Here is a 20988-nt window from a genome sequence, read left to right as displayed (position 1 = left end):
GATTTGAGGGGTTGATGATTGGTCGTGTTGGATTTTCAACTCTACATTTATGTATGTGCATGAATCTCCGTTCAGGTGGATATTTCCAGAATTCCGGAAATCTGTAAATCCAGAAATATTTATTTGGAGAAATCTCTTCTCCATCGAATATCCATGCCGTCATGTGTCGGTTTGAATCCATCTGCCCGCAAGGTAATGCGGTTTTTGGAGGTTGGTTCCTGGTGTCCTTCGGAGGCCTCGCATGGCCGACAACAGCGCTTTTTAATCCCTGAAGATCCTCGTAATATTGCAACGGAGAATCCGCCCGTGTTTTTTTGTTTCGGAGATGCTTTTTCGGGAGAGGAATTGTCCTCTGCGGATGCCGGAACTGTACCCGTCGCCTGACGGGAGCGAGGTGTACCTTTGTCCGACAACCGGCGGTTTGTCCGACAAAGGTCCTCGCTCTGCGAGGCGGGCGGGGTTCTCCCAAGTCGAACCCCAAATCTTCTATCGAATGACCCGTCAGCGAAAACACAACCCCCAATCTCAAACCCCGAGTTACAAATACTCGTTCCGGCTCAACGAGGAGCAGGAGATCCGCTTCCGGCAGATGCTTGCTGCCGCCGGATTGGAGCACAACCGCAGCCAGTTCATCGTCAAACGACTCTTTGCCGAGCGTTTCGAGGTTATCCGCCGTGACCCTTCGAAGGTGGAATTTCTGACACGGCTCAACGACCTTTACTTCCAGTTTCAGCGTGTCGGAAATAATTATAATCAAGTGGTCCGTGCCATCAACAGCCACTTCTCCAATGTCTCGATTCCGCGCCAGATCGCTGCGTTGGAACAGCACACCCGCGAACTGAAGGCATTGAGTATAGAGATTCTGAATCTTACCAAACAGGCCGAAGGATGGTTGCGAATATAAGGACGGGAGCAACCGTCGGCGGCGCTGTCCGCTACAACGAGGAGAAAGTCAACCGGGGGCAGGCCGAGGTGCTCTTCTGGAATCGGATGCTTGATCCGTTCGATACCGCAGGACGCATGAGCCACGAACGGTGCATGGCCAGTTTTGAACCCTTCCTGCAAGCCAACCGACGCACGACCAACACGGTCTTCCATGTCTCGCTGAACCCCTCGCCCGAGGACCGTCTGACCGATGAGCAACTGGGCGAGATTGCCCGCGAATATATGGAGCGGATGGGCTACGGCGAGCAACCTTACATTGTATTCAAACACCGGGATATTGCCCGCGAACACCTGCATATCGTGTCGCTTCGTATCGATAGAGAGGGGCGGAAACTGCCTCATGACTTCGAGGCCCGACGTTCCGTAGAGATTACGCGGGACCTCGAGCAAAAATACGGGCTACACCCGAGTGTCAAAGGCCAGGAGCTGCAGGATCGGGAGGGATTGCGCAAGGTCGATTATCAGAAGGGTGATGTCAAGCAGCAGGTTTCATCCACCGTAAGGTCGTGCCTGCGGCATTACCGATGCGCCTCTTTTGGGGAGTGGCGGACGCTGCTTGAAGCCTTTAATGTCTCGGCTGAGGAACGGACCGGAACTATTGATGGACGTGATTATGCCGGAATGATCTACGGGGCGCTGACTGATGACGGCTATGGCATCGGCACGCCGTTCAAGTCAAGCCGCATCGGGAAGGATGTCGGATATGAGGCTATGCAACGCTATTATGAACGTTCGAAAACGGCCTTGAAGGAGCCCGGAGCACTGGACGGATTGAGGGGAAAGGTTGCGGATGGCATGGCGCGGTGTTCAACCCGGACGGAGTTCTGCGAGCGATTGCACGACACGGGCGTTGATGCAGTATTCCGCCTCAATGCTGCGGGACGAATCTACGGTGTGACCTTTATCGACCATGAGCAGGGAATTGTAGCCAACGGCTCCCTGCTGGGGCGGAATTTCTCGGCCAACGCCTTCGAGCATCAGTTTCATACCGAAGAGAAGGGTAGGGGAGTCTCCCGGGAATCCTCGGAGCAGGAGAGCCCATCCTCAAAAGAATCTTTCCGGTCGGGTCAGTCGTTCCATCCGTTGGACGCGATTCTGGAATTGGCGGATGTGCAAGCCTACGAAGAACAGCAACAAGTCTCCAAACGAAAAAGAAAGCAGCGTATCAGGCGATTATAAAATCAGAAAAGGATGTTTGTGGTCATCAAACATCCTTTTCTTTTTTGGGAGGATAGTTTATCGGCGCAAAGAAGTCCGATATGCTGATATTATATAACTTGCAGAGTTTAAGAATGGATAGCGTGCTTGGCATGGACGTTCCCGATTCATATCGAGATATGTCCAAATGCGTATACTCAATCACATCTTCTTGAGAATAGCCATATTCCGCACGTAATTGTTGCATACGTTCGATTAGGAGCCTCTGAAAGACCTGATCTTTATATTTTGTTCCCTTTGTATCCATCTTTTTACAAAGGAAAGAGGCCGCTTATGTTTTTTATACATGTGATTTCACGTGCATTCAAATATTTTGCCTAAATTTGTATCGTAGGAAATAATCGAGTGGTGGATTTCTCTTAAAAAGAGTATTTGTTTATATGCATGTTGCAATAAACCTGGAGCAATAAAGAACGAGCCGACAAGAATATTTCCTTCAGGTGCACAGCATGGAATTTCTTGTCAAGAAAATATAAGGGACGGCCTGCGGAATTAGTCCACGATAAATTCGTTGCTAAATCATAATCACATTTCGGCCGTCCCTTTTTATTTGTCGAGGAAATGGGGGAATAACAGAACGGCTATGGGAAGATAATCGCCGAGATCCTCTCTCAAGAGTTTCAGACAACGTTGAATTTCTCGGGTAACCTTCCGAACCGAGATGCCATAGCGTTGAGCAATCTCCTGATAGGTCTGATTCTCGAACCGGTTTGCGATGAATATCTGGGCCGAGAGTTCCGGCATTTCAGCCAATCGCCGATGAAAAATCTCCTCGACTTCGCTGCGGAAGAGAATCTTGGCCAGGTCACACTCCTCAAGAGCGGCCAGATTCTCTCGTATGTTGCGCATTTCGAGTTGATAGATTTGCTGATGGGTCAATAGATGCTGCTGCCGCGTGCGCAGAGCATCGATGCATTTATGCCGGACCATGCCGAGGATATAAGCCGGAATATTCTCGGTTGTGGATACAATCTCTTCGCGTTTCTCCCAGAAGTGCATGAAACAGTCCGTGACTAAATCTTCAGCGGCGGAACGGTCCCGAAGATAGGAGCAGGCTATGAGTATGAAGCGGGGCTTGTACGCTCCATACAACCTGTCGAACTCATGCATCTCCATTCGCTGAATCATTCTTGTCCGGGAAGTTGATTTTCAAATCTCAAAGTTAAGATTTTTTCGAGAAAAAAGATAGCTTCTCCTGCTAATTGTATAATGCGTTGTTATTCAAAAGTTTAAGTTCTGAAAATATTTGTTGAATTTAATAAAAATATTTATTTGCAGATGAGGTGGGAAAATGGGGGTAAGGATTGTTCCCGTCACTCGACTATATAATAGAACAGCAGATAAAATTCATCTTATTACGATTGATTGTACATGGAACAGGAACTTTTATTCAGATATTTTCGGGGAGAAGCCTCTCAAGAGGAGGAAGAACGTATCCTCTCCTGGGTGGAAGCCTCTCCGGAGAATCGGGCGGAATTCCGGAAAGCACACCTTCTTTTCGCGGGTCTGGCCCTCTATGCCCCGGCGCCCGCTTCTGACGCGGCCATTCCGAAGCCTCGTCGCACCCTTCTCCGGATTGCACGATATGCGGTTCGTACGGCGGCTGCCGTGATTGTGATGGTCGGAGCCGCCTACCTGGGAAAGGTTGTCTACCATCACTCGCTGGCAGAACGTGAGATGTCTGTTTTTGTACCGGCGGGGCAGCGGATGCAGGTGACCCTGGCGGATGGAACTCATGTACAGCTCAATGCCGGAACGACCCTTGAATATCCGGTTGTCTTTTCCAGTAGAACACGACGGGTCAAACTCTCGGGTGAGGCTTTGTTCGAGGTTACACATGATTCGTCGCACCCATTCATTGTGGAGACCTTTGCAACGGAGATTCAGGTTCTGGGTACGAAATTCAACGTGCTGGCCGATTCCGAGAACGGGCTGTTTTCAACTACGCTGGTTGAAGGTCGGGTCAAGGTGACCAGCCGCAAAGACCCGGCTGAATCCATCATCCTGCAACCGAACGACCGGGTTGTTTTGGAGCATGGCCGGCTTTACAAGGAGCGCGTTTCCGATTTCGACGATTTGTGTTGGACGGAAGGTTTGATTCATCTCAAGAAGATGCCGTTTGATGAGTTGATGGCCATCTTCGAGCGCGCATTTGATGTCCGGATTGAGATTGAGCGGGAGACTCTGCCGCAAATCAACGTGATGAGCGGAGAGGTGCGTATTTCGGATGGGGTGGATTATGCCCTGCACGTGGTCCAGCTCGTATCCACCGGGTTTACCTATACGCGTGATGAAAAGTCGAATGTGATTATGATACGATAATGTGATTATGAATTTGGTAACGATTTATCAAGGTTGTGCCTTTAAAAAGAGATGCCTATGAGAAAATAAATCAATATAAATTTTCAGACTGTTATCCAACGAAAAAGGTCTGCAGATTTGGAGGAATCCGCAGACCGCAGATAATAGTCAGCCTAAAACTTAAGTAACCTATTATCCTTAATTCTACAAAAGTATGGAAAAAACAGGATTCGCCCAAAAAAACGGAAGACTGTTTCGACTTGCCTTACTTGTTTGCCTGAGCTGTGTTCTATTTACGGCTAAGGCTCAGACTGCTCGCATCACGCTGAATCTGCAAAATGCGACTCTGGAGCAGGCGATGGACAAGATTAAGGCGCAGACGCGGTATCTTTTCATCAACCGGGATGTGGAAGATTTGGAGAGCCGCAAGGTGAGTATCAATGTCTCGAATGAATTAATCACCAAAGTCCTGGATCAACTGTTCTCGCCGTTCGATATCGGCTTTGATATCGACGGACGGAGTATCTTCATTTATAAACAACAAGCTGCTGCGGTACGGCCAGTTCCGGTCACCGGCCGGGTGACCGATGCCAAGGGGCAGCCGATTATCGGCGCCTCGGTCATCGTGCGGGGCACCACGCTGGGCGTCTCTACGGACGCCGAGGGGCGCTTCACGCTGGAGGTTCCTGCTCCGGCCTCCTCGCAGACCCTCGAGGTGAGCTATCTGGGCTATGAGACGGCTGCGGTGCCGGTCGGTACGCGGACCTCGTTCGCGGTGACGCTCCGGGAATCAACGTCGGAGATTGAGTCGGTTGTGGTGACGGCCCTGGGCATCAAACGCGAAGAGAAGGCCCTCTCGTATAATGTCCAGCAGGTAGGGGCTGAAGAGATTACCACCGTGAAGGATGCGAACTTCATGAATTCGCTCTCGGGCAAGGTGGCCGGTGTGACCATCAACGCCTCGTCGTCGGGCGTGGGCGGTGCCACGAAGGTGGTGCTACGCGGTAACAAGTCCATCTCGCAGTCGTCGAATGCGCTGTATGTCATCGACGGTATTCCGATGTACAACTTCGGCGGCGGAGGCGGTACGGAGTTCGATTCGAAGGGTGCCACGGAGTCGATTGCCGACCTGAACCCGGAGGATATCGAGTCGATTTCGGTGCTGACGGGCGCTGCAGCCGCGGCCCTCTACGGTTCGAATGCCGCGAACGGTGCGGTGATGATTACGACGAAGAAGGGGCAGGCCGGCGCCTTGAAGGTGACGCTCTCGAGCAATACGGAGTTTCTGAATCCCTTCGTGCTGCCGGAGTTCCAGAACCGCTATGGAACCGGGTTGAACGGTTCGAGCGCGGGGTCTGCCGTCTACAGCTGGGGACAACGGCTTACTCCGGCTGCGCAAATCGGTTATACACCCAATGATTTCTTCGAAACGGGGCACGTCTATACGAACGCCTTCACGCTCTCGGGCGGTACGGACCGCAACCAGACCTACTTTTCGGCCGCAGCGGTCAATTCCGACGGTATCATTCCCAACAACACCTACGACCGTTACAACTTCACCTTCCGCAATACCAGCTATTTCCTGAAGGACAAGCTGCGGTTGGACGCTTCGGCGAGCTACATCTACCAGCAGGACCAGAACATGACCAACCAGGGTGTCTATTCGAACCCGCTGGTCCCGGTCTACCTCTTCCCGCGGGGAACGGATTTCGACGCCTACCGAATCTTCGAGCGTTACAATCCGGCTTCGAAACTGATGGAACAGTTCTGGTCTTCGGACCTCGAGGGCGGTGACCTCCGGATGCAGAACCCCTACTGGATTGCCTACCGCAACCTGCGCAACACGGACAAGAAGCGCTACCTGCTCTCCTTTTCGGCCTCGTACGACATCCTTCCGTGGCTGAATGTCGCCGGGCGCGTCAGGATTGACAATGCCAATTCGCTCTACACGCAGAAGCTCTACGCTTCGTCGAACACGACCATTACGGACGGCGGCAAGAACGGCCACTACACCGAACAGCGCGAATACGATACGCAGACCTATGCCGACGTGATGGTGAATATCAACAAGACGTTCGGTGACGACTGGTCGCTGCAGGCCAACATCGGTGCGTCGATTAACAACGTAAAGACCGACCTGCTGTCATACCGGGGCCCGATTCAGGAGAACGGCCTTCCGAATGTCTTCAACGTTTTCGACCTCGATGATTCGAAGAAGCGGGCCGAGAAGTCGGGCTGGCAGGAGCAGACGCAGTCCCTCTTCGCCTCGGTGGAGGTGGGGTGGAAGCAGATGCTCTACCTCACGGTGACGGGTCGCAACGACTGGGCCTCGCAGCTGGCCGAATCGCCCGAATCGTCGTTCTTCTACCCGTCGGTGGGCCTTTCGTGGGTGCCTACCTCGCTCTGGGACATGGGTCGTGCGCTGACCTATCTGAAGATTCGCGGTTCGATTGCCTCGGTGGGTATGCCCTTCCCGCGGCATCTGACCATCCCGACCTACGAATACGATGCCACAAACAAGGTTTGGACCGCCAAGACGCACTATCCGATTGGCGACCTCTACCCGGAGCGGACCCGCACCTACGAGTTGGGTCTCGATGCCCGTCTGTGGAAACACATCAGCCTCTCGGCATCGTGGTATTGGGCCGACACCTACAACCAGACCTTCGACCCGCAGATTTCCGTATCGTCGGGCTACTCGACCATCTACCTGCAGACGGGCCACGTCCGCAATACGGGTGTCGAACTCTCGGCGGGGTATGACAACACGTGGCGGAATTTCCGCTGGGCAACGAACTTCACCTTCTCGTGGAACAAGAACGAGATTGTCGAGCTGGTCCACAACTACAGGCATCCCGAAACCGGTGAAATCATCTCGAAAGACCGGCTGGAGATTAAGGGCCTCGGCAAGGCAAAGTATATCCTCAAACCGGGCGGTACGCTGGGTGACCTCTACACCAATTCCGACCTGGTCTACAACCGTGAAGGTTTCATCGAGGTGGACAAGAGCGGCAACGTGGCCGTCAAGGACGACTACATGGAGGATATCTACCTGGGCTCGGTCTTCCCGAAATACAACCTGGCGTGGCGTAACGACTTTTCGTGGAAAGGACTGAATCTCGGTCTGCTCTTCACGGCCCGCATCGGTGGTATCTGCTACTCCGCGACGCAGGCCAACATGGACCTGTATGGTGTTTCGGAGGCTTCTGCCGCAGCTCGTGACGCCGGAGGTGTCATCATCAACGGCCGCCAGACAATCGACGCGCAGAAGTGGTATCAGGCCATCGGCGCCCAGTCGGGACTGCCGCAGTACTACACCTATTCGGCGACGAACTTCCGCCTGCAGGAGCTTTCGCTGGGTTACACGCTCCCCGCGAAGTGGTTCCGCGACAAGATGCGGATGACCGTCTCGTTCGTCGGGCGCAACCTCTGGATGATCTACTGCAAGGCACCGTTCGACCCCGAGGCCGTGGCCTCGACAGGGTTGAACTACCAGGGCATCGACTACTTCATGATGCCGTCGCTGCGCAGCCTGGGCTTCAACGTGAAATTCCAATTCTAAATGAACAGCAAGACCATGAAAACTACGAAACATAACGTGCAGCGGCTGCTGCTTGCGGTCATGCTGCTCGGCATGGCTGCCTGTACGGGCGACTTCGCGGATATCAACCGCAATCCGAACGAAGTGACCGACGAACAGCTGCAGGCCAACAACTACAAGATTGGCACCAATCTCAAGACCCTGCAGGGACTCGTTGTTCCGACGCAGGAGCACATGTACCAGTTCCTGGAGAGTCTGGTCGGAGGACCCTATGCGGGTTATATCGGCGCCACGGTCGACACGTGGCAGAACAAGTTCGAGACCTTCAATGCTTCGGCCGACTGGCGCAAGTGGCCCTTCGTGAACGTCATCAGCGAGACCTACCCGGCCTACCGGGCCATCATCAACGGTACGGACGATGTGACGGCCCACGCGCTGGCCGCCGTCTGCCGCATAGCAATCATGCAGCGCGTGACGGACTCCTACGGTCCGATTCCCTACACGCAAATCATGGCCGACAAGACCGAATCGCTCGAGGTGGCCTACGACACGCAGCAGGAGGCTTATGCGGCGATGTTCGAGGAGCTGGACGCAGCAATTGCTTCGCTGGAGGACAACCTCACGCTGCCGTCCGACGCCTTCGGCCGCTACGACGGGGTCTATGCGGGCAATATCGCGCAGTGGCTGAAGTTCGCCAACTCGCTCAAGCTGCGTATGGCGATGCGCCTGACCTACGTGGACGAGGCAACGGCCCGCACGAAGGCCGCCGAAGCGATTGCCGGGGGCGTCATCACGACGAATGCCGACAATGCGCGGATGCAGACCTCGGACAACCGCATGACGCTGATTTACAACGACTGGGGCGACCATCGCGTCGGAGCCGACCTGATTAGCTACATGAATGGCTACAACGACCCGCGGCGCGAGAAGATGTTCACAACGGTGCGCCTCGTGGAGAACGGACAGGAGGTGCAGGGCTACGCCGGCATCCGCATCGGCATCAACGTCTCGAGCAAGGCGACGGCCGTCTCCTCCTATTCGAACATGCTCATCACGGGGACAGACCCCTATCTGTGGATGAATGCTGCGGAGGTGACCTTCCTGCGCGCGGAGTACGAACTGCGCTGGGGTTCGGCAGAAAACGCCAGGACGCTCTACGAGGATGCCATCCGGCTGTCGTTCGAGGAGCGGGGTGCCAGCGGTGCCGACGCCTACATTGCCGATGCCACGCATACGCCGGCGGCCTATGTCGACCCGATTGGCCGCTATTCGGTTTCGACGCCGCAGAGCAGCGTGACGATTGCCTGGGACGACAAGGCCACGGATATCGAGACAAACCTCGAAAAGATTATCACCCAGAAGTGGATTGCCATCTTCCCGCTGGGGACCGAGGCGTGGGCCGAACACCGGCGCACGGGCTATCCGCGGTTGCTGCCGGTGGTTGAGAATGCCAGCGGCGGGACGGTGGATTCGTCGCTCGGAGCACGGCGCCTGCCGTACCCGGTAGAGGAGTACACCGAGAATCCGACGAACCTCCAAGCAGCTATCGCCAATCTGAACAGCGAATCCGTCAACGGCGCGGGCGACACGCAGGGAACCCGTGTGTGGTGGGACCGCAAAAACCTTTAATGACCAACGCCATGAAAAACCATATCATCACCAATCTGTTCCGCTGCATGGCAGTCTCGGCGCTCGTTTTGGGGGTCGCCGCATGCAGCGACTGGACCGAAACGGAGGCTGTCGAGCAGCAGGTCCGGCGCCCCTCAGATCAGGATCCGGCCTTCTGGGCGGAGTATACGGCTGCGTTGCGCGAATACAAGCAGAGCGAACATTTCCTGACCTACGCCCGACTCTATAATTCGCCGACCCCCTCCGCGAGCGAAAAGGACTATATGCGCTGCCTGCCCGACTCACTGGACATCGTATCGCTGACGAATGCCGACAACTTCTCGCGCTTCGACGCCGAGGACATGGTCACGATGCATGAAAAGGGGACCCGGGTGCTCTACCAGGTGGACTACGCCGCACGCAAGGCGGAGTTTTCGGGCGATGCGGCCCTCAAAACCTATCTCGACGGCGTGATTGCCGCGGTAGCTGCCAACGATCTGGACGGCTATTCGTTCACCGCCGACCCGCTGGATGCCACCGCTACGGCCTCGATTGTCTCGACGCTTTCGGCGGCCAAAACGGACGGCCAGCTGCTGGTCTATGAGGGTAATCCGCTCTTCGTGGCCGAAGCCGACCGCGCGAAACTGGACTATGTGGTCCTGGATACCGAGGCGACAACCGACATCACGACGCTGAAATTGCAGGTGGTCAATGCCACGGGCTATGCCGGCATCGCACCTGAACGGCTGCTGCTGGCTGCTGCTGCTGGGGCTCCGCTCTACGACGAGGATGTCGTCGAACATGCCGCCATTACGGAGATGGCCGAGCGGGTCGTTTCGCTGGGACCGCTGGCCGGACTTGCCGCCTACGACATCGACAACGACTACTACGATGTCGAGCGCAACTACCCGCTGCTGAGCGATGCCATCCAACTGTTGAACCCTTCCAAATAGTGAACCATGAAAACACGGAAAAATATGCTGTTGCTGGCCTGCATCGGAATGGTTGCGGTCCAGACGGCCTGCACCAACTACGACGCCGACGACCACAAGTTCGGCAACGTGGTCTACCTCGACGTGGCGGAGACCTCCGAGGTGCAGGCGGCAACAATCAAGAATACGCTCGATGTCTTCGACCGCACCTTTGCGGCGACGCTGGCCTATCCGTCGGATCAGGATGTGACGCTCTCCGTGACGGTCGATCCGTCGCTGGTTGAGCGCTACAACGCCCGCTACGGCACGTCGTGGCCGATGCTTGATGCGAAGTATTATACGCTCTCGTCCGAAACCGCGACGATTGCCGCGGGCAAGACGACCTCCGAGACGCTCACGCTCCATCTGCAGCACCTGCTGGGCGAGGGCGCCGAGCAGACCGGGGCTCTGCCGCTCGACGAAACCTACCTTGTGCCGGTGACGATCGCGCAGTCGTCGGTCCCGACCTTGGCGACCTCCTCGACGGTCTATTACGTGGTGAAACGTTCGTCGAACATCACCGTCGCGGCGCAGCTCGGCGAGGGCAACTGGATTAACTTCCCTACGCTGGATACCTACGGGATAAACAGTCAGGCGTGGAACGGCTTGACGGCCGTGACCTATGAGGCGCTGATCTACATTGACCAGTTTGCCACGACTGATGCGGGGGGAAATCCAGTGAATATTTCTTCGGTGATGGGTGTCGAGCAGTACCTGCTGCTGCGTATCGGCGACACGAATTTTGAGCGCCAACAGTTGCAGTTCGACGGTTCGGGTGCCGGTTCGAAATTCGGCAAGTTCCCCGAGCGAAATGCCACGAAAAATCTTTCGGCCGGACAATGGTACCATGTGGCCTGCACTTACGACCAGGCAACCCGTCGTGTTTGCGTCTATGTCAACGGCGAGTTGCAGAGTGAGGGTACCGAAATGGGCCTTACCTCAATGAGCGAGGATACGCGCATCAACCTGGCTATGCGTGCGCTCTATGATTTCTATCTGAAGAATCCGACTCCGGATAACGAGAAGAAGTACGGTGGCTTCGGCGATGCCTACCAGTTCTTCATTGGCCGTTCCTACGATGATTACCGCCCGCTCAACGGCAAGATTGCCGAGGCGCGTGTCTGGTCCGTAGCCCGCACACCGCAGCAGATCAGGGAGAACATGTACGAAATAACCGATCCTGCGAGCGACCCGACGCTGTTGGGATATTGGAAATGCAACGAGGGCGCCGGGAATACCGTCAAGGACTACTCGATGTATGGCAATGACGGCGTGGCCGAGACCGATATCGTTTGGCCCGACGGTATTGAAATTCCGAAAATCAACGAAACCGAGGAATAACTATGAAACGGAACTATGATATGAAACAGGGAATCCTTGCATTCCTGATGGCGCTGGGCGTGCTCGGCCTGGCGGCCTGCGATGCCGATCCGATAGATACGACACGCGGTGAACTTCCTGACAAGGAGCCGCTGGAGAATACCTATGTAAAAGTTCGTAGCATGAAGTCCGCAACCGAATTTTCAGTGGTCAATCTTACAGAAGGGAGTACGGTGCCTGCTATAGATCAGATTTACTGTCAGCTAACCCGCCCTGCAGAAAAAAACATGTCTATCACTGTTGTCCTGGATGAATCTTTGGCACAATCGTGTAATGACAAGTATGGTACGGATTTACCCGTTTTCCCCATGGCGAATGTCGAGATAGCTGGCAATGGAACAATCTTGGTGGCTGCCGGAGAACGTATTTCCGATAAAATTCAGGTGTCGTTCAAACCAGACGGCGTAGTTGCCGGCACCTATCTATTACCGATTGCTATTTCATCGAATGATGTGACCACTTCGGACGTGAACAATGCTATCTTTTATGGGGTTAAGGTTCGCGGAATCGATCACGGCGACTATGATCTGGATACAGACTATCTAAATGTGTTTTATTTGAATACGGCTGAATATCAGCCGTTATTGGCAGATATTTGGGTTTTGCAGAAAACCGAGTGCATGCCGCCGTTCAATACCATTTGGGAGCGGACTTACGGTAATATCGTAAATCTCAGGACGGTTCAGATTGGATGCAATGCAGAAACTAGACGGGCAATATTGAATCTTAATGCGGATATTCGCTATGTGCTGGAACATGCAGACAAATATATCCGGCCGTTGCAGGACAAAGGCCGTAAAGTCTGTCTTTGTATTGAAGGTGGCAATACGGGCCTGGGCTTTTGCAATCTCTCGGATGCGCAGATTGCCGATTTCGTGGCACAGGTCAAGACGTGTCTCGATACCTATAATTTGGACGGCGTGAACCTTTGGGACCGTAATTCCGGGTACGGAGAGGTAGAGGGAATGCCCGCCATGAATACCACTTCCTATCCGAAACTCATCAAGGCTATGCGCGAGGCCATTCCTGACAAATTGTTGACACTGGCCGATTACGAAGAGCCGACCGAATATTTCTGGGATACCGAGGCGACGGGCGGCATCGAGGTCGGACAGTATCTCGATTATGCATGGTCGGGCTATATGTCGGAGAGCGAGGATATCCAGTTGCTCGATCCGTGGGAGGTAATCGACCTCACACCGGACGATGCGGCCGATTTGGGCATGATGCTCCCGACGACGAACCATCCGCGCCGGCCGATCGCCGGACTTTCACCCGAAAATTTCGGATATTTCGCCGTTCCGTGGTATCCGGCGGCAAGCGATTTCCTGATGACGGCACAGGGCTTTATAAATGTGGGCATCTGGGATATGATGGGTTATGCGCCGAACAATACGATCGTATGGGCCGACCTTATCTCCAATCAACAAAATGAGTATGAAATGTCTTGGGGCGCGGTTCCGAGTCTGTTATGGCCCGTATTCGGCGAGGGAGCTATGGATGGAACGTATATATATAATGTCCTCGTAAATTACGGGTGGGGAGCTTTGAACTACGGAGACTTGGTAAAAGACTGGTAAACGATAAAATACGGATTTACATCATACTATCACAACTCACAAAGACCAACCTTAAAATTATTGATTATGAAAAAGACTTTGTTTATTTCGACTTTGTTCCTCTCTGCAGGTATAATGTTTACAGCATGCAATAAAGATGTGGAAAATCCCGACATGCAGGCCCAGCCGGAAGAAAAGGCTCAGGTAACGCGGGCCTATGGCGACAAAGCACCGCTGATCGAAGTGTATTATGAGATCAACGATACCAATCCGCTCAATGCGTTGTCGTATGAAATGGATGGCGAAAAATTCATCGATCTCGTACAACTTTTTGCTTCGAATATTCACAAGGATGCAAATGGAGATCCCTGCATCTTCTTCAACGACAAATTAGCGCCTGTGATGGCTGCAAAAGCGACTTATATTGAGCCGTTGCAGGATGCTGGAATCAAGGTGATTCTGAACGTATTGGGTGACCACAAAGGGATCGGCATCTCGAACCTGACGGATGACCAGATCGAGAAGTTCGCCGCTATTCTTACCTACATCGTGAAGGAATACGACCTGGACGGAATCGGATTCGACGATGAATATGCTGACTATTCGACTCCCATTGATCCCACTTCGGCCAGCAAACTCGTTCTCAAGCTGCGCGAGAAATTCAATGCTGAATTCCCCGGCGAACGCAAAATCATCCAGATGTTCCAATGGAATTATGCGTCTAACATTTCCGCAGCGGCAGGTGCGGAGATCGATTTGGCCGACCACGGATCATTTAACCCGAATGTTTTCCAGACTTCCAGCGCATTCGCCGGCGTAACGAACGACCGCTGGTGCCCGCAGGCTATCCAGATGGGACAATCGTACAATGCAATTTACCTGAATCAGATCAAGACCCGCTCCTCGCAGGCTGCCAGTGGCAACTACGGTGGTATTATGATGTTTAACGTCCGTAAGGCTTCTGATGTTAATCCATTACCCGTATTCCAGAAAATTGCGGAAGGGGCCTTTGGCAGTACGGTTACTTATTCAGGAACAGAATATTCGCAGGATTGGACTTTCAATCCTAACGGATACACCATTACATATGCCGATATTCAATAGAATTTAGGTGTGATGTAAGTCCGTATATCGAGTAATCAAGCTGTACCACCGGGCCCGCGCATCGTTGCGATGTGCGGGCTGTTTATAAAACAAAAAATCTTGTGCTTTATGACCATTTGAATTTAGCTATGGGAGTTATCGGAAAAGCAGCGATTTATGACGGGAATAACTATGCAAAAACTGGATCTCTTCAGGGAGCCAAACCATCTTCCACAATGATTGTGATTTGCCCTAAATAAAAAAGCTGCCGTATTTTAGTCCGCATATCGAGTAATCAAGCTGTACCACCGGCTTTGATGTCGCTCATGCTTCTAACGGCAGCTTTATATGGTTCACAAAAAAGGCACGAACTCAACCCATACCACCCGAGGCTCGCAAAAACCCGACGAAATGATAGGTTGATTCGTGCCTGTTTACACGAACCACCTATCATCCTATTCGTCTCATAAAATTTTGCGATTTCGGGTGGTGACGATAGGATTACGCACAATCATATTCTGATTGCTTTTGCAAAGATAAACATAATAATTGAGAACTAAAAATAACAGATATAAATCCCGAAAATCCAGCCAACTTAAACACAATGTATAAATTGCTTATTTTTATACATTGTGTTTCTCTCACAGTCCCGGTCATGCAAAAGAGTGTCAAAAGGCTTGAGAAATGTGATTTTATTGTGCAGCTGTTTGCTTTGATTGACAAACCGTTGCGTGATGATGAGCGAAAAAGCCTAAATATTGCATATAATCGTTTTGTCAATCGTATTCAGCAAATATCCAAACAGGATGGGTGTTCAAGGCTGGACTCGTTGCAGCTGTTGGCACGGATTCGCGAGACTTTGGTTCAACTGCTGGAAAACTACAACGACTCGGCCTCTCTGCAATACATGTTAATCCGTTCATCACTCACTTTGGTGGATTTCGAGAAGCAGATGATTTACCTGCAGCTAAAGTACCCGGGAATCCGGGAGATTGCCGCGCAGCGGCGTCACTCGCCGCTGAAAATCTCGAAACGCTTCACCAATTCCGACTTGATGGAGGTGATTGCCGCCTTGTCGGCCGTGGGTTTCTTCTGCCAGCAGGACGACTCCCCGGCTACCTTCATGCAGATTACGCGCGAGTTTGAGACGCTCTGCAATACGAGTTTCAAGAATCCGGACAACTGCCGCTGGGCCGTCCTGAACCGCAAGAACCGTTTGACCCACTTCCTCGACACGTTGCGGGGTACGCTGGTTGAGTTAAGTCAGAAGTAAACGGAAGTTCGACCGTTCGGTGTTTTGCGGGAGTGGGGTAGTGAGCACCATCCCTGCCGACCATCGCTGACTTGGAAGGTCAGTTGAGGCAAGCCGCCTCGTTCCTTTGTTGTCTTGCCGCCCTTAAATCGACAAGTATGCAGCAGGAGGATGATTTGCGGGCATTGGAGAAGATTGTCCGGTTTGCCCGGACCCTGGGAATCGTATTTCCGGAACTGAACCGTTATTGGTCCTGTTACAATTGGTTTGCGTACTACTCGTTGACCGCTTCCGTCGCTGGTCGGGACTTCAAGAACTTGTCGATGTATGGGCAAAGCAAATTAGGGGCAATGCCGACGACCGTACGGTCACTATCAGAAATTAACAGGTTGATTGTAAAAGGAATATTATCTGATTCTCTCCGTTTGTTGTCCTTGGGGATATCTGGAGGGAAGAGAATATTTCGTATCTTTGAAGTATCATCAAAACGTACCCATGAAATATTACATATTGCTTATCGGTGCTTTATTAGGGTGTATGTCCTGCGGGGAAAGCCGGAATCAATCGAACAAATTGGATGCGGCAGCCGAATTAATGTTCGACCATCCCGAACAGGCTCTGTCCATATTGAAATCCTTGGATGTTGACGAGATATCAAGCAGGTCCGGCAAGGCTCGTTTTGCTCTTCTTTATACGCAGGCCTTAGACAAGAATCAAATAGAACTCCAAAGCGATTCTCTGATTCATCTGGCGGTGGATTATTATAATCGCAAGGGGTCCGAACAGGAGAAAGCTCTGGCTCATTATTATTATGGATGTGTATATGCCAATCTGCATGATACCGATGTCGCAATGAAGTCGTTGGTTGCAGCGGAGGCCTTTGCGGTCAATACAAATGACAGTTACCTGCAGGGATTAATTCATAGTCGCATTGGAAATCTGTATAGTGATGAATACCTCCAAGAGGATGCTTTGCTGCGTTTTGAAAGGGCCCGAGCGTGTTTCCATCAGGCTGGAGCCGCGCGCAATGAAGCGATTTCGTTGAACAATAAAGCGTATATTTATTATTTGACCGGAGATTTTGCCGCGGCAAAGGAGAGTTGGCAGGAAGCCAAAAAGCTATACCTGACTCTCGGTGATAGGAATGCTGCCTATGCAATCGACGGCAATTTGATTTCAATCCGGTTGGAAGAGGGCAATCCAGTGGATTCCATAAAGAACTCTTTTCGAAAAATCTGTTTCGATTATTACGGTGAACCACACCCTCCGGTTGCGGCGGGGACCTGGCTTGCCATCTATCAGAAGGCGGGAGAATTGGACTCGGCTCGGTTGTGCGGACAGACTATTCTTGCCAACAGACATGAGTTTACGGACCATCAAATTGCCGGATGTTATGCGCTGCTGACCCGGATTGAATCTGATTGCGGCCGCTTCGAGCAGGCGCTTCGCTACAGCCGTTTGTACCAGCATATGGCCGACTCGCTGAATCAAGTCACGCAGCAGACAGCCCTGCAAGAGGTGGAGCAGAAGTACAACAATCGGCTGCTCAAGGCATCGCTGGAGTCTTTTCGATTGAAACATCAGGTTCAGATGGCAGGTATGATTTTCATCCTGATTATCTTGGCTCTTATCGTAGTCCTCGTCGGATATGCTTGGACCCGTCGATACAAGAAGGTCCGCGAGGAGCGCGCCTTGTTGAAACAGGAATTGGATAATCTGCATCAGGTCTACGACGACCTGTCCAATCGGTTCCTACATGTGAGGCAGATGCTTGATTGTTCCAACGAGCGGGAATCGAAGGTGAGCAAGGCCATCGAAGAGCGGTTGTCCGGTCTGCATCAACTGGTTGAAAAGCTACCGGCAATCAAACCGGCGAATTTCGTCCGTGAGTTCAAAAGGTACATGGCCGTGGATACAAACTCGCAATATGCTCTCTATGACCTGCAATACATCGTCAATCAGAAATATTTCGGAATCATCGATTATCTTAAAGCCCGATACCCGGATTTGAACAAACATGATTTAGATTTATGTGCCCTCATGTGCTTTGGCTTTTCCCATGCCGGCATCTGTTACCTCTATGACTATTCAACTTTGGGTTCGTTTTATAACAAACGAAGCCGTTTGAGACGCAAGTTACATCTCTCGCAGGAGGAGAAGATTGAAGATTTCATCAGCAGGCAAATAGCCGAATTGAGGAAAAACGAGGAATAACGAGTCTCAGATTGATAGCAAAAGCGACGAATTAACAAATAATTCGTCGCTTTTTTCATTTGTGCAAAAAATATTTCATCACAGGCATATGTGTGATGTAAGTGTCTTATTTCCATATACATACACAAATATCCCGTCGTAAAGAAGTGCCAGTGTGAGATTTGCCTTTGTAACTTGTTGTTTTTCAATGCTAAATCCTGGCAGGTATGATATGGAGCGCGGTCAGGATTCTTGCGGAATAGTCTTCTTTATTATACATTCATGCAACCTAAAACCCTAACATATTCTATTATGAAAAAAACGTTTTTATATGTAGCAATCCTGTTGAGTGGATTATTTATTTCTAGTGGAGCGGCCTCTGCTGCCTCTATTACATTGCAAGATTCGGAGACGGAAGAAATCTACATCCGAGACGTGAAACGACTCGGAGGAAAAGGGACGGGCCAGACTCGCTCTGCGGGGGAAACCGTAGATGCCTGGTATACCCCTACCGGGAACTTGCTAGAGCTAACGTTCCATGAAGGGGTGGGTAATGTAACGGTTTATGTCCTGAATGGAATGAACCAGTGTATTGCAAGCCATAGTTGTAATACAACTATTGAAAGCATTGTATATATGACCGTCAATATGTCGGAGGGCGATATCTATACGATTCAAATTATCGGTTCGAATTATGAAGGGTTCGGAACGTTGAATCTTATGTAAGAGAGTTCTCATCATGAACCCTCCGTCGGTATATCTGTTGAATACCCTGTTGCGGAAACAGGGTATTCAACGTGATGCATTGAGGCTGGCCACGGCTTGCTCCCGTCATCCGCTACCGCACAGCATCCGTGCATTAAGCGATACACTCGACGAACTGCAGGTGCCGAATCTGGTCTGCAAGCTGGAGTTCGAACAACTTGCCGAGATTGACGGCGCCTATATCGTGGCAGCCGGTAAGACGGAATATCCTTTCTATCTTGTTGAAAAAAGGGACAGGTCTGGCCGGAAGTTCTGTCTGCGGACCTGTTCAGGTCGGCGGCTTGAGGTTCCGGAAGAGTGGTTTCGCAGCGCTTGGGACGGCACGGTGCTCCTGGCGGAAAAAGGCGATGCGTCGAACGAGATACCCTGGTTCGCCTATTGGTTCAAACAGCTGCTGGCCTTCCTCGACCGGACTGCAGTTTATTGGTTTGCCGGACTGTTCGTTCTGCTGCTTGGTCTCGGCTTGTTGTTGAAACCGCTTGGGTGGGAGGATTTGCGTTATCCGGTCAAGATGCTTGGATGTGCCGTTTCGCTGCTGGTGATTGCCAAATCGTCGTTCAATCCGCACCTTGCACAGTCCTTTTGCGGCTCGGCAAACACGCCGACTGCAATGCGGTCTTCCAGTCGGCCGGAGCCAAACTTTTCGGTTGGATTTCACTCGGCGAATTGTCGTTGGCCTATTTTGCCACATCGCTCTTCTGGGGACTCTTCCTTGCAGAGAATCCTGCTGCCCTCTTCCGGTGGCTTGATGTATTGGCCATTCCCTTTGTTGTCTATTCGCTGGGCTGGCAAATCCGTCATCGACGATGGTGTACGTTGTGTCTGGCAATCGATGCGGTACTGCTGGCTGATTTCGGTGTGGAGTTGTTTTTCGGACCCGACAAAGTCGTGGAACGGGGTCTCTGGATTGATGTGGCTGGATATTGTGTGGTCTTCGCATGTATGGCGTTGGGAATCAGACGCTCCGTTACCCAGGCGGAAATGGCCGTGGAGATGCCGCGGCTTCTGGCTCTTCGGGAACACCTGCTGAGTGATTCGGATTTGTTCGAGCTTCAGCTTGCCCGTTGTCGGGAGGAGCCGGGCCGCAGCGGTTCGGCCTCCCCGCTCCATAACGGAGTTGAGAGCGGGCGTACCGTTACCGTTGTGATGAATCCTTCGTGTCCTAAATGTGCCCGGGTTCATCGGCAACTCGGCCTGCTGGGTGATTGCCGGGTTGAGCTGCTGTTTGCCGTGAACGACGGGGACCACCTTTCGAATGATGCGGCCCTGCTGATAATCACCACATGGATTACGAAAGGTTGGGCAGAGGCTGACCGACAAATCGGAATATGGTACGAACGGCTTGAAATGATTGTTCGGACCAAGATTCATCCGCAGGCTATCTCAATCTTGCAGGCTCACAGGTCCTATTGTCAGGCAGTCGGTATCGAGGGAACTCCGACCGTTCTGGTGGACAACCGCCGCTTGCCGGATACGTATGATGTGGAGGATTTGAAATATCTATTTTGACGCAACGCAATGTAGACTGTTCGAATTGGGTTTCGCCAGCCCGTGACAACAAAAGAACCTTTCCACGAGGAAGCAAAACCGAGTGTGACAGCTCAAAAGTTTAACTAAAACGCAGAAAGGCGTCGTAAGGATAAGCAACTTTTTCCGAATCGAGTGAAGCCGATGGCGGAAAACGGCAGTTCCGAACACCTGTCGAGACGCAAAGGTCCGGACCAACGCAAATTTTAAACCGATAAAAAACTACGACTATGAAAACGATGAAAGATTTTGCCGCACAGCAGTTGACGAAAAAGCAGATGAATTTGGTGCAGGGCGGCCGATTGTGTGGACCCTTCCAGTATGAATTTAATTGTACATTCAAAATAAGAGGCGGTGGATCTGTATCTGGTCGAGTATGTGCCTCGGATGGTTTATCTGCAGTTATCAAAGGAGGTTTGATGATTGAAACGGCTATAGGTAAAGGGATGGTAATGGACCAAACATGTTTATCATAATTGTTCGTTTAGGTCGAAGCTCCGAATAAATATTATAAAACTGACCATGAAAACCTGTCTCTCCCTTCTTGCGGCTGCCCTCCTGCTTGGCCTGTGCTCATGCGGCGGCAACCGCTTCCGGCTCGAGGTCGAAACGGCCCCCGAGACCGGGTGCGACAACTGCGCGGTC

Annotated in this window: 16 protein-coding genes and 1 pseudogene; 15 read left to right on the top strand and 2 right to left on the bottom strand. The window is 52.1% G+C overall.

The window, feature by feature from the left end:
* Nucleotides 1-493: 493 nt before the first annotated feature.
* Together B5F90_RS09765 and mobB are read left to right on the top strand one after the other, a co-directional pair.
* Complete coding sequence (locus B5F90_RS09765; protein WP_087362639.1) at nucleotides 494-904, top strand: mobilization protein; 411 nt, start codon at nucleotides 494-496, stop codon at nucleotides 902-904.
* Nucleotides 889-2124: a conjugal transfer protein MobB gene (mobB, locus tag B5F90_RS09760; protein ID WP_087362616.1), complete on the top strand. Its 1236-nt coding sequence runs from the start codon at nucleotides 889-891 to the stop codon at nucleotides 2122-2124. The genes B5F90_RS09765 and mobB overlap by 16 nt, the downstream gene beginning before the upstream one ends.
* 25 nt (nucleotides 2125-2149) lie before the next feature.
* On the opposite strand, the gene B5F90_RS09755 is transcribed toward mobB, so the two are convergent.
* Together B5F90_RS09755 and B5F90_RS09750 are read right to left on the bottom strand one after the other, a co-directional pair.
* Nucleotides 2150-2410: a helix-turn-helix transcriptional regulator gene (locus B5F90_RS09755; protein ID WP_087362615.1), complete on the bottom strand. Its 261-nt coding sequence runs from the start codon at nucleotides 2408-2410 to the stop codon at nucleotides 2150-2152.
* 299 nt (nucleotides 2411-2709) lie between these two features.
* On the bottom strand, nucleotides 2710-3279 hold the full coding sequence (locus tag B5F90_RS09750; RefSeq protein WP_162607778.1) for an RNA polymerase sigma-70 factor: 570 nt from the start codon (nucleotides 3277-3279) through the stop codon (nucleotides 2710-2712).
* Nucleotides 3280-3534: 255 nt separating this feature from the next.
* On the opposite strand from B5F90_RS09750, the gene B5F90_RS09745 reads away from it, so the two are divergent.
* From B5F90_RS09745 to B5F90_RS10895, 13 genes and pseudogenes are all read left to right on the top strand, one after another.
* Entirely contained in the window at nucleotides 3535-4485 is a 951-nt protein-coding gene (locus B5F90_RS09745; protein ID WP_087362613.1) for a FecR family protein, read from the top strand.
* Nucleotides 4486-4822: 337 nt separating this feature from the next.
* On the top strand, nucleotides 4823-8026 hold the full coding sequence (locus tag B5F90_RS09740) for a TonB-dependent receptor (protein ID WP_239307792.1): 3204 nt from the start codon (nucleotides 4823-4825) through the stop codon (nucleotides 8024-8026).
* Between the two features lie 15 nt (nucleotides 8027-8041).
* Nucleotides 8042-9634 (top strand): RagB/SusD family nutrient uptake outer membrane protein, encoded by a 1593-nt coding sequence (locus B5F90_RS09735; protein ID WP_087362638.1) that lies wholly within the window; start codon nucleotides 8042-8044, stop codon nucleotides 9632-9634.
* Nucleotides 9635-9645: 11 nt separating this feature from the next.
* A complete protein-coding gene (locus B5F90_RS09730; RefSeq protein WP_239307791.1) occupies nucleotides 9646-10566 on the top strand; it encodes a glycoside hydrolase family 18 in 921 nt (306 codons plus the stop codon).
* 48 nt (nucleotides 10567-10614) lie between these two features.
* Nucleotides 10615-11925, top strand: coding sequence for a DUF1735 and LamG domain-containing protein (locus tag B5F90_RS09725; RefSeq protein WP_239307790.1), 1311 nt, complete (start codon nucleotides 10615-10617; stop codon nucleotides 11923-11925).
* Nucleotides 11926-11945: 20 nt separating this feature from the next.
* Complete coding sequence (locus B5F90_RS09720; RefSeq protein WP_162607777.1) at nucleotides 11946-13544, top strand: DUF1735 domain-containing protein; 1599 nt, start codon at nucleotides 11946-11948, stop codon at nucleotides 13542-13544.
* 66 nt (nucleotides 13545-13610) lie between these two features.
* The gene (locus B5F90_RS09715) at nucleotides 13611-14627 is read left to right on the top strand and encodes a glycosyl hydrolase family 18 protein (protein ID WP_087362609.1); all 1017 of its coding nucleotides are present in this window, start codon (nucleotides 13611-13613) and stop codon (nucleotides 14625-14627) included.
* Nucleotides 14628-15513: 886 nt separating this feature from the next.
* Nucleotides 15514-15879 (top strand): hypothetical protein, encoded by a 366-nt coding sequence (locus B5F90_RS10900; protein WP_143256161.1) that lies wholly within the window; start codon nucleotides 15514-15516, stop codon nucleotides 15877-15879.
* Nucleotides 15880-16016: 137 nt separating this feature from the next.
* A pseudogene (locus tag B5F90_RS11285) lies at nucleotides 16017-16169 on the top strand (YWFCY domain-containing protein); the annotation flags it as partial.
* Between the two features lie 184 nt (nucleotides 16170-16353).
* On the top strand, nucleotides 16354-18072 hold the full coding sequence (locus B5F90_RS11200; protein ID WP_239307789.1) for a hypothetical protein: 1719 nt from the start codon (nucleotides 16354-16356) through the stop codon (nucleotides 18070-18072).
* 291 nt (nucleotides 18073-18363) lie between these two features.
* Nucleotides 18364-18777 carry a hypothetical protein gene (locus tag B5F90_RS09695; protein ID WP_106633800.1) on the top strand — a complete coding sequence of 138 codons (414 nt, stop codon included), beginning with the start codon at nucleotides 18364-18366 and terminating at the stop codon, nucleotides 18775-18777.
* Nucleotides 18778-19299: 522 nt separating this feature from the next.
* Entirely contained in the window at nucleotides 19300-20325 is a 1026-nt protein-coding gene (locus B5F90_RS09690; RefSeq protein WP_143256159.1) for a vitamin K epoxide reductase family protein, read from the top strand.
* A gap of 248 nt (nucleotides 20326-20573) precedes the next feature.
* Nucleotides 20574-20819 carry a hypothetical protein gene (locus tag B5F90_RS10895; RefSeq protein ID WP_143256158.1) on the top strand — a complete coding sequence of 82 codons (246 nt, stop codon included), beginning with the start codon at nucleotides 20574-20576 and terminating at the stop codon, nucleotides 20817-20819.
* The last annotated feature ends 169 nt before the right edge of the window (nucleotides 20820-20988 follow it).

The organism is Alistipes sp. An31A, assembly GCF_002159425.1.
In the GTDB taxonomy this organism is placed as follows: Bacteria; Bacteroidota; Bacteroidia; order Bacteroidales; family Rikenellaceae; genus Alistipes; species Alistipes excrementigallinarum.
Note: the sequence above shows the minus strand (reverse complement) of the source record. Positions and strands in the feature narration are given on the sequence as shown.

Bases quoted from the DNA above. Each gene is read 5' to 3' on its own strand.
- mobB (WP_087362616.1), top strand. From the start codon at position 889: ATGGTTGCGAATATAAGGACGGGAGCAACCGTCGGCGGCGCTGTCCGC.
- B5F90_RS09765 (WP_087362639.1), top strand. From the start codon at position 494: ATGACCCGTCAGCGAAAACACAACCCCCAATCTCAAACCCCGAGTTAC.
- B5F90_RS09750 (WP_162607778.1), bottom strand. From the start codon at position 3,279: ATGGAGATGCATGAGTTCGACAGGTTGTATGGAGCGTACAAGCCCCGC.
- B5F90_RS09730 (WP_239307791.1), top strand. From the start codon at position 9,646: ATGAAAAACCATATCATCACCAATCTGTTCCGCTGCATGGCAGTCTCG.
- B5F90_RS10895 (WP_143256158.1), top strand. From the start codon at position 20,574: ATGAAAACGATGAAAGATTTTGCCGCACAGCAGTTGACGAAAAAGCAG.
- B5F90_RS09725 (WP_239307790.1), top strand. From the start codon at position 10,615: ATGGTTGCGGTCCAGACGGCCTGCACCAACTACGACGCCGACGACCAC.
- B5F90_RS09745 (WP_087362613.1), top strand. From the start codon at position 3,535: ATGGAACAGGAACTTTTATTCAGATATTTTCGGGGAGAAGCCTCTCAA.
- B5F90_RS09715 (WP_087362609.1), top strand. From the start codon at position 13,611: ATGAAAAAGACTTTGTTTATTTCGACTTTGTTCCTCTCTGCAGGTATA.
- B5F90_RS09695 (WP_106633800.1), top strand. From the start codon at position 18,364: ATGAAAAAAACGTTTTTATATGTAGCAATCCTGTTGAGTGGATTATTT.
- B5F90_RS11200 (WP_239307789.1), top strand. From the start codon at position 16,354: ATGAAATATTACATATTGCTTATCGGTGCTTTATTAGGGTGTATGTCC.
- B5F90_RS09755 (WP_087362615.1), bottom strand. From the start codon at position 2,410: ATGGATACAAAGGGAACAAAATATAAAGATCAGGTCTTTCAGAGGCTC.
- B5F90_RS09735 (WP_087362638.1), top strand. From the start codon at position 8,042: ATGAAAACTACGAAACATAACGTGCAGCGGCTGCTGCTTGCGGTCATG.
- B5F90_RS09740 (WP_239307792.1), top strand. From the start codon at position 4,823: ATGGACAAGATTAAGGCGCAGACGCGGTATCTTTTCATCAACCGGGAT.
- B5F90_RS10900 (WP_143256161.1), top strand. From the start codon at position 15,514: ATGTTAATCCGTTCATCACTCACTTTGGTGGATTTCGAGAAGCAGATG.
- B5F90_RS09720 (WP_162607777.1), top strand. From the start codon at position 11,946: ATGAAACAGGGAATCCTTGCATTCCTGATGGCGCTGGGCGTGCTCGGC.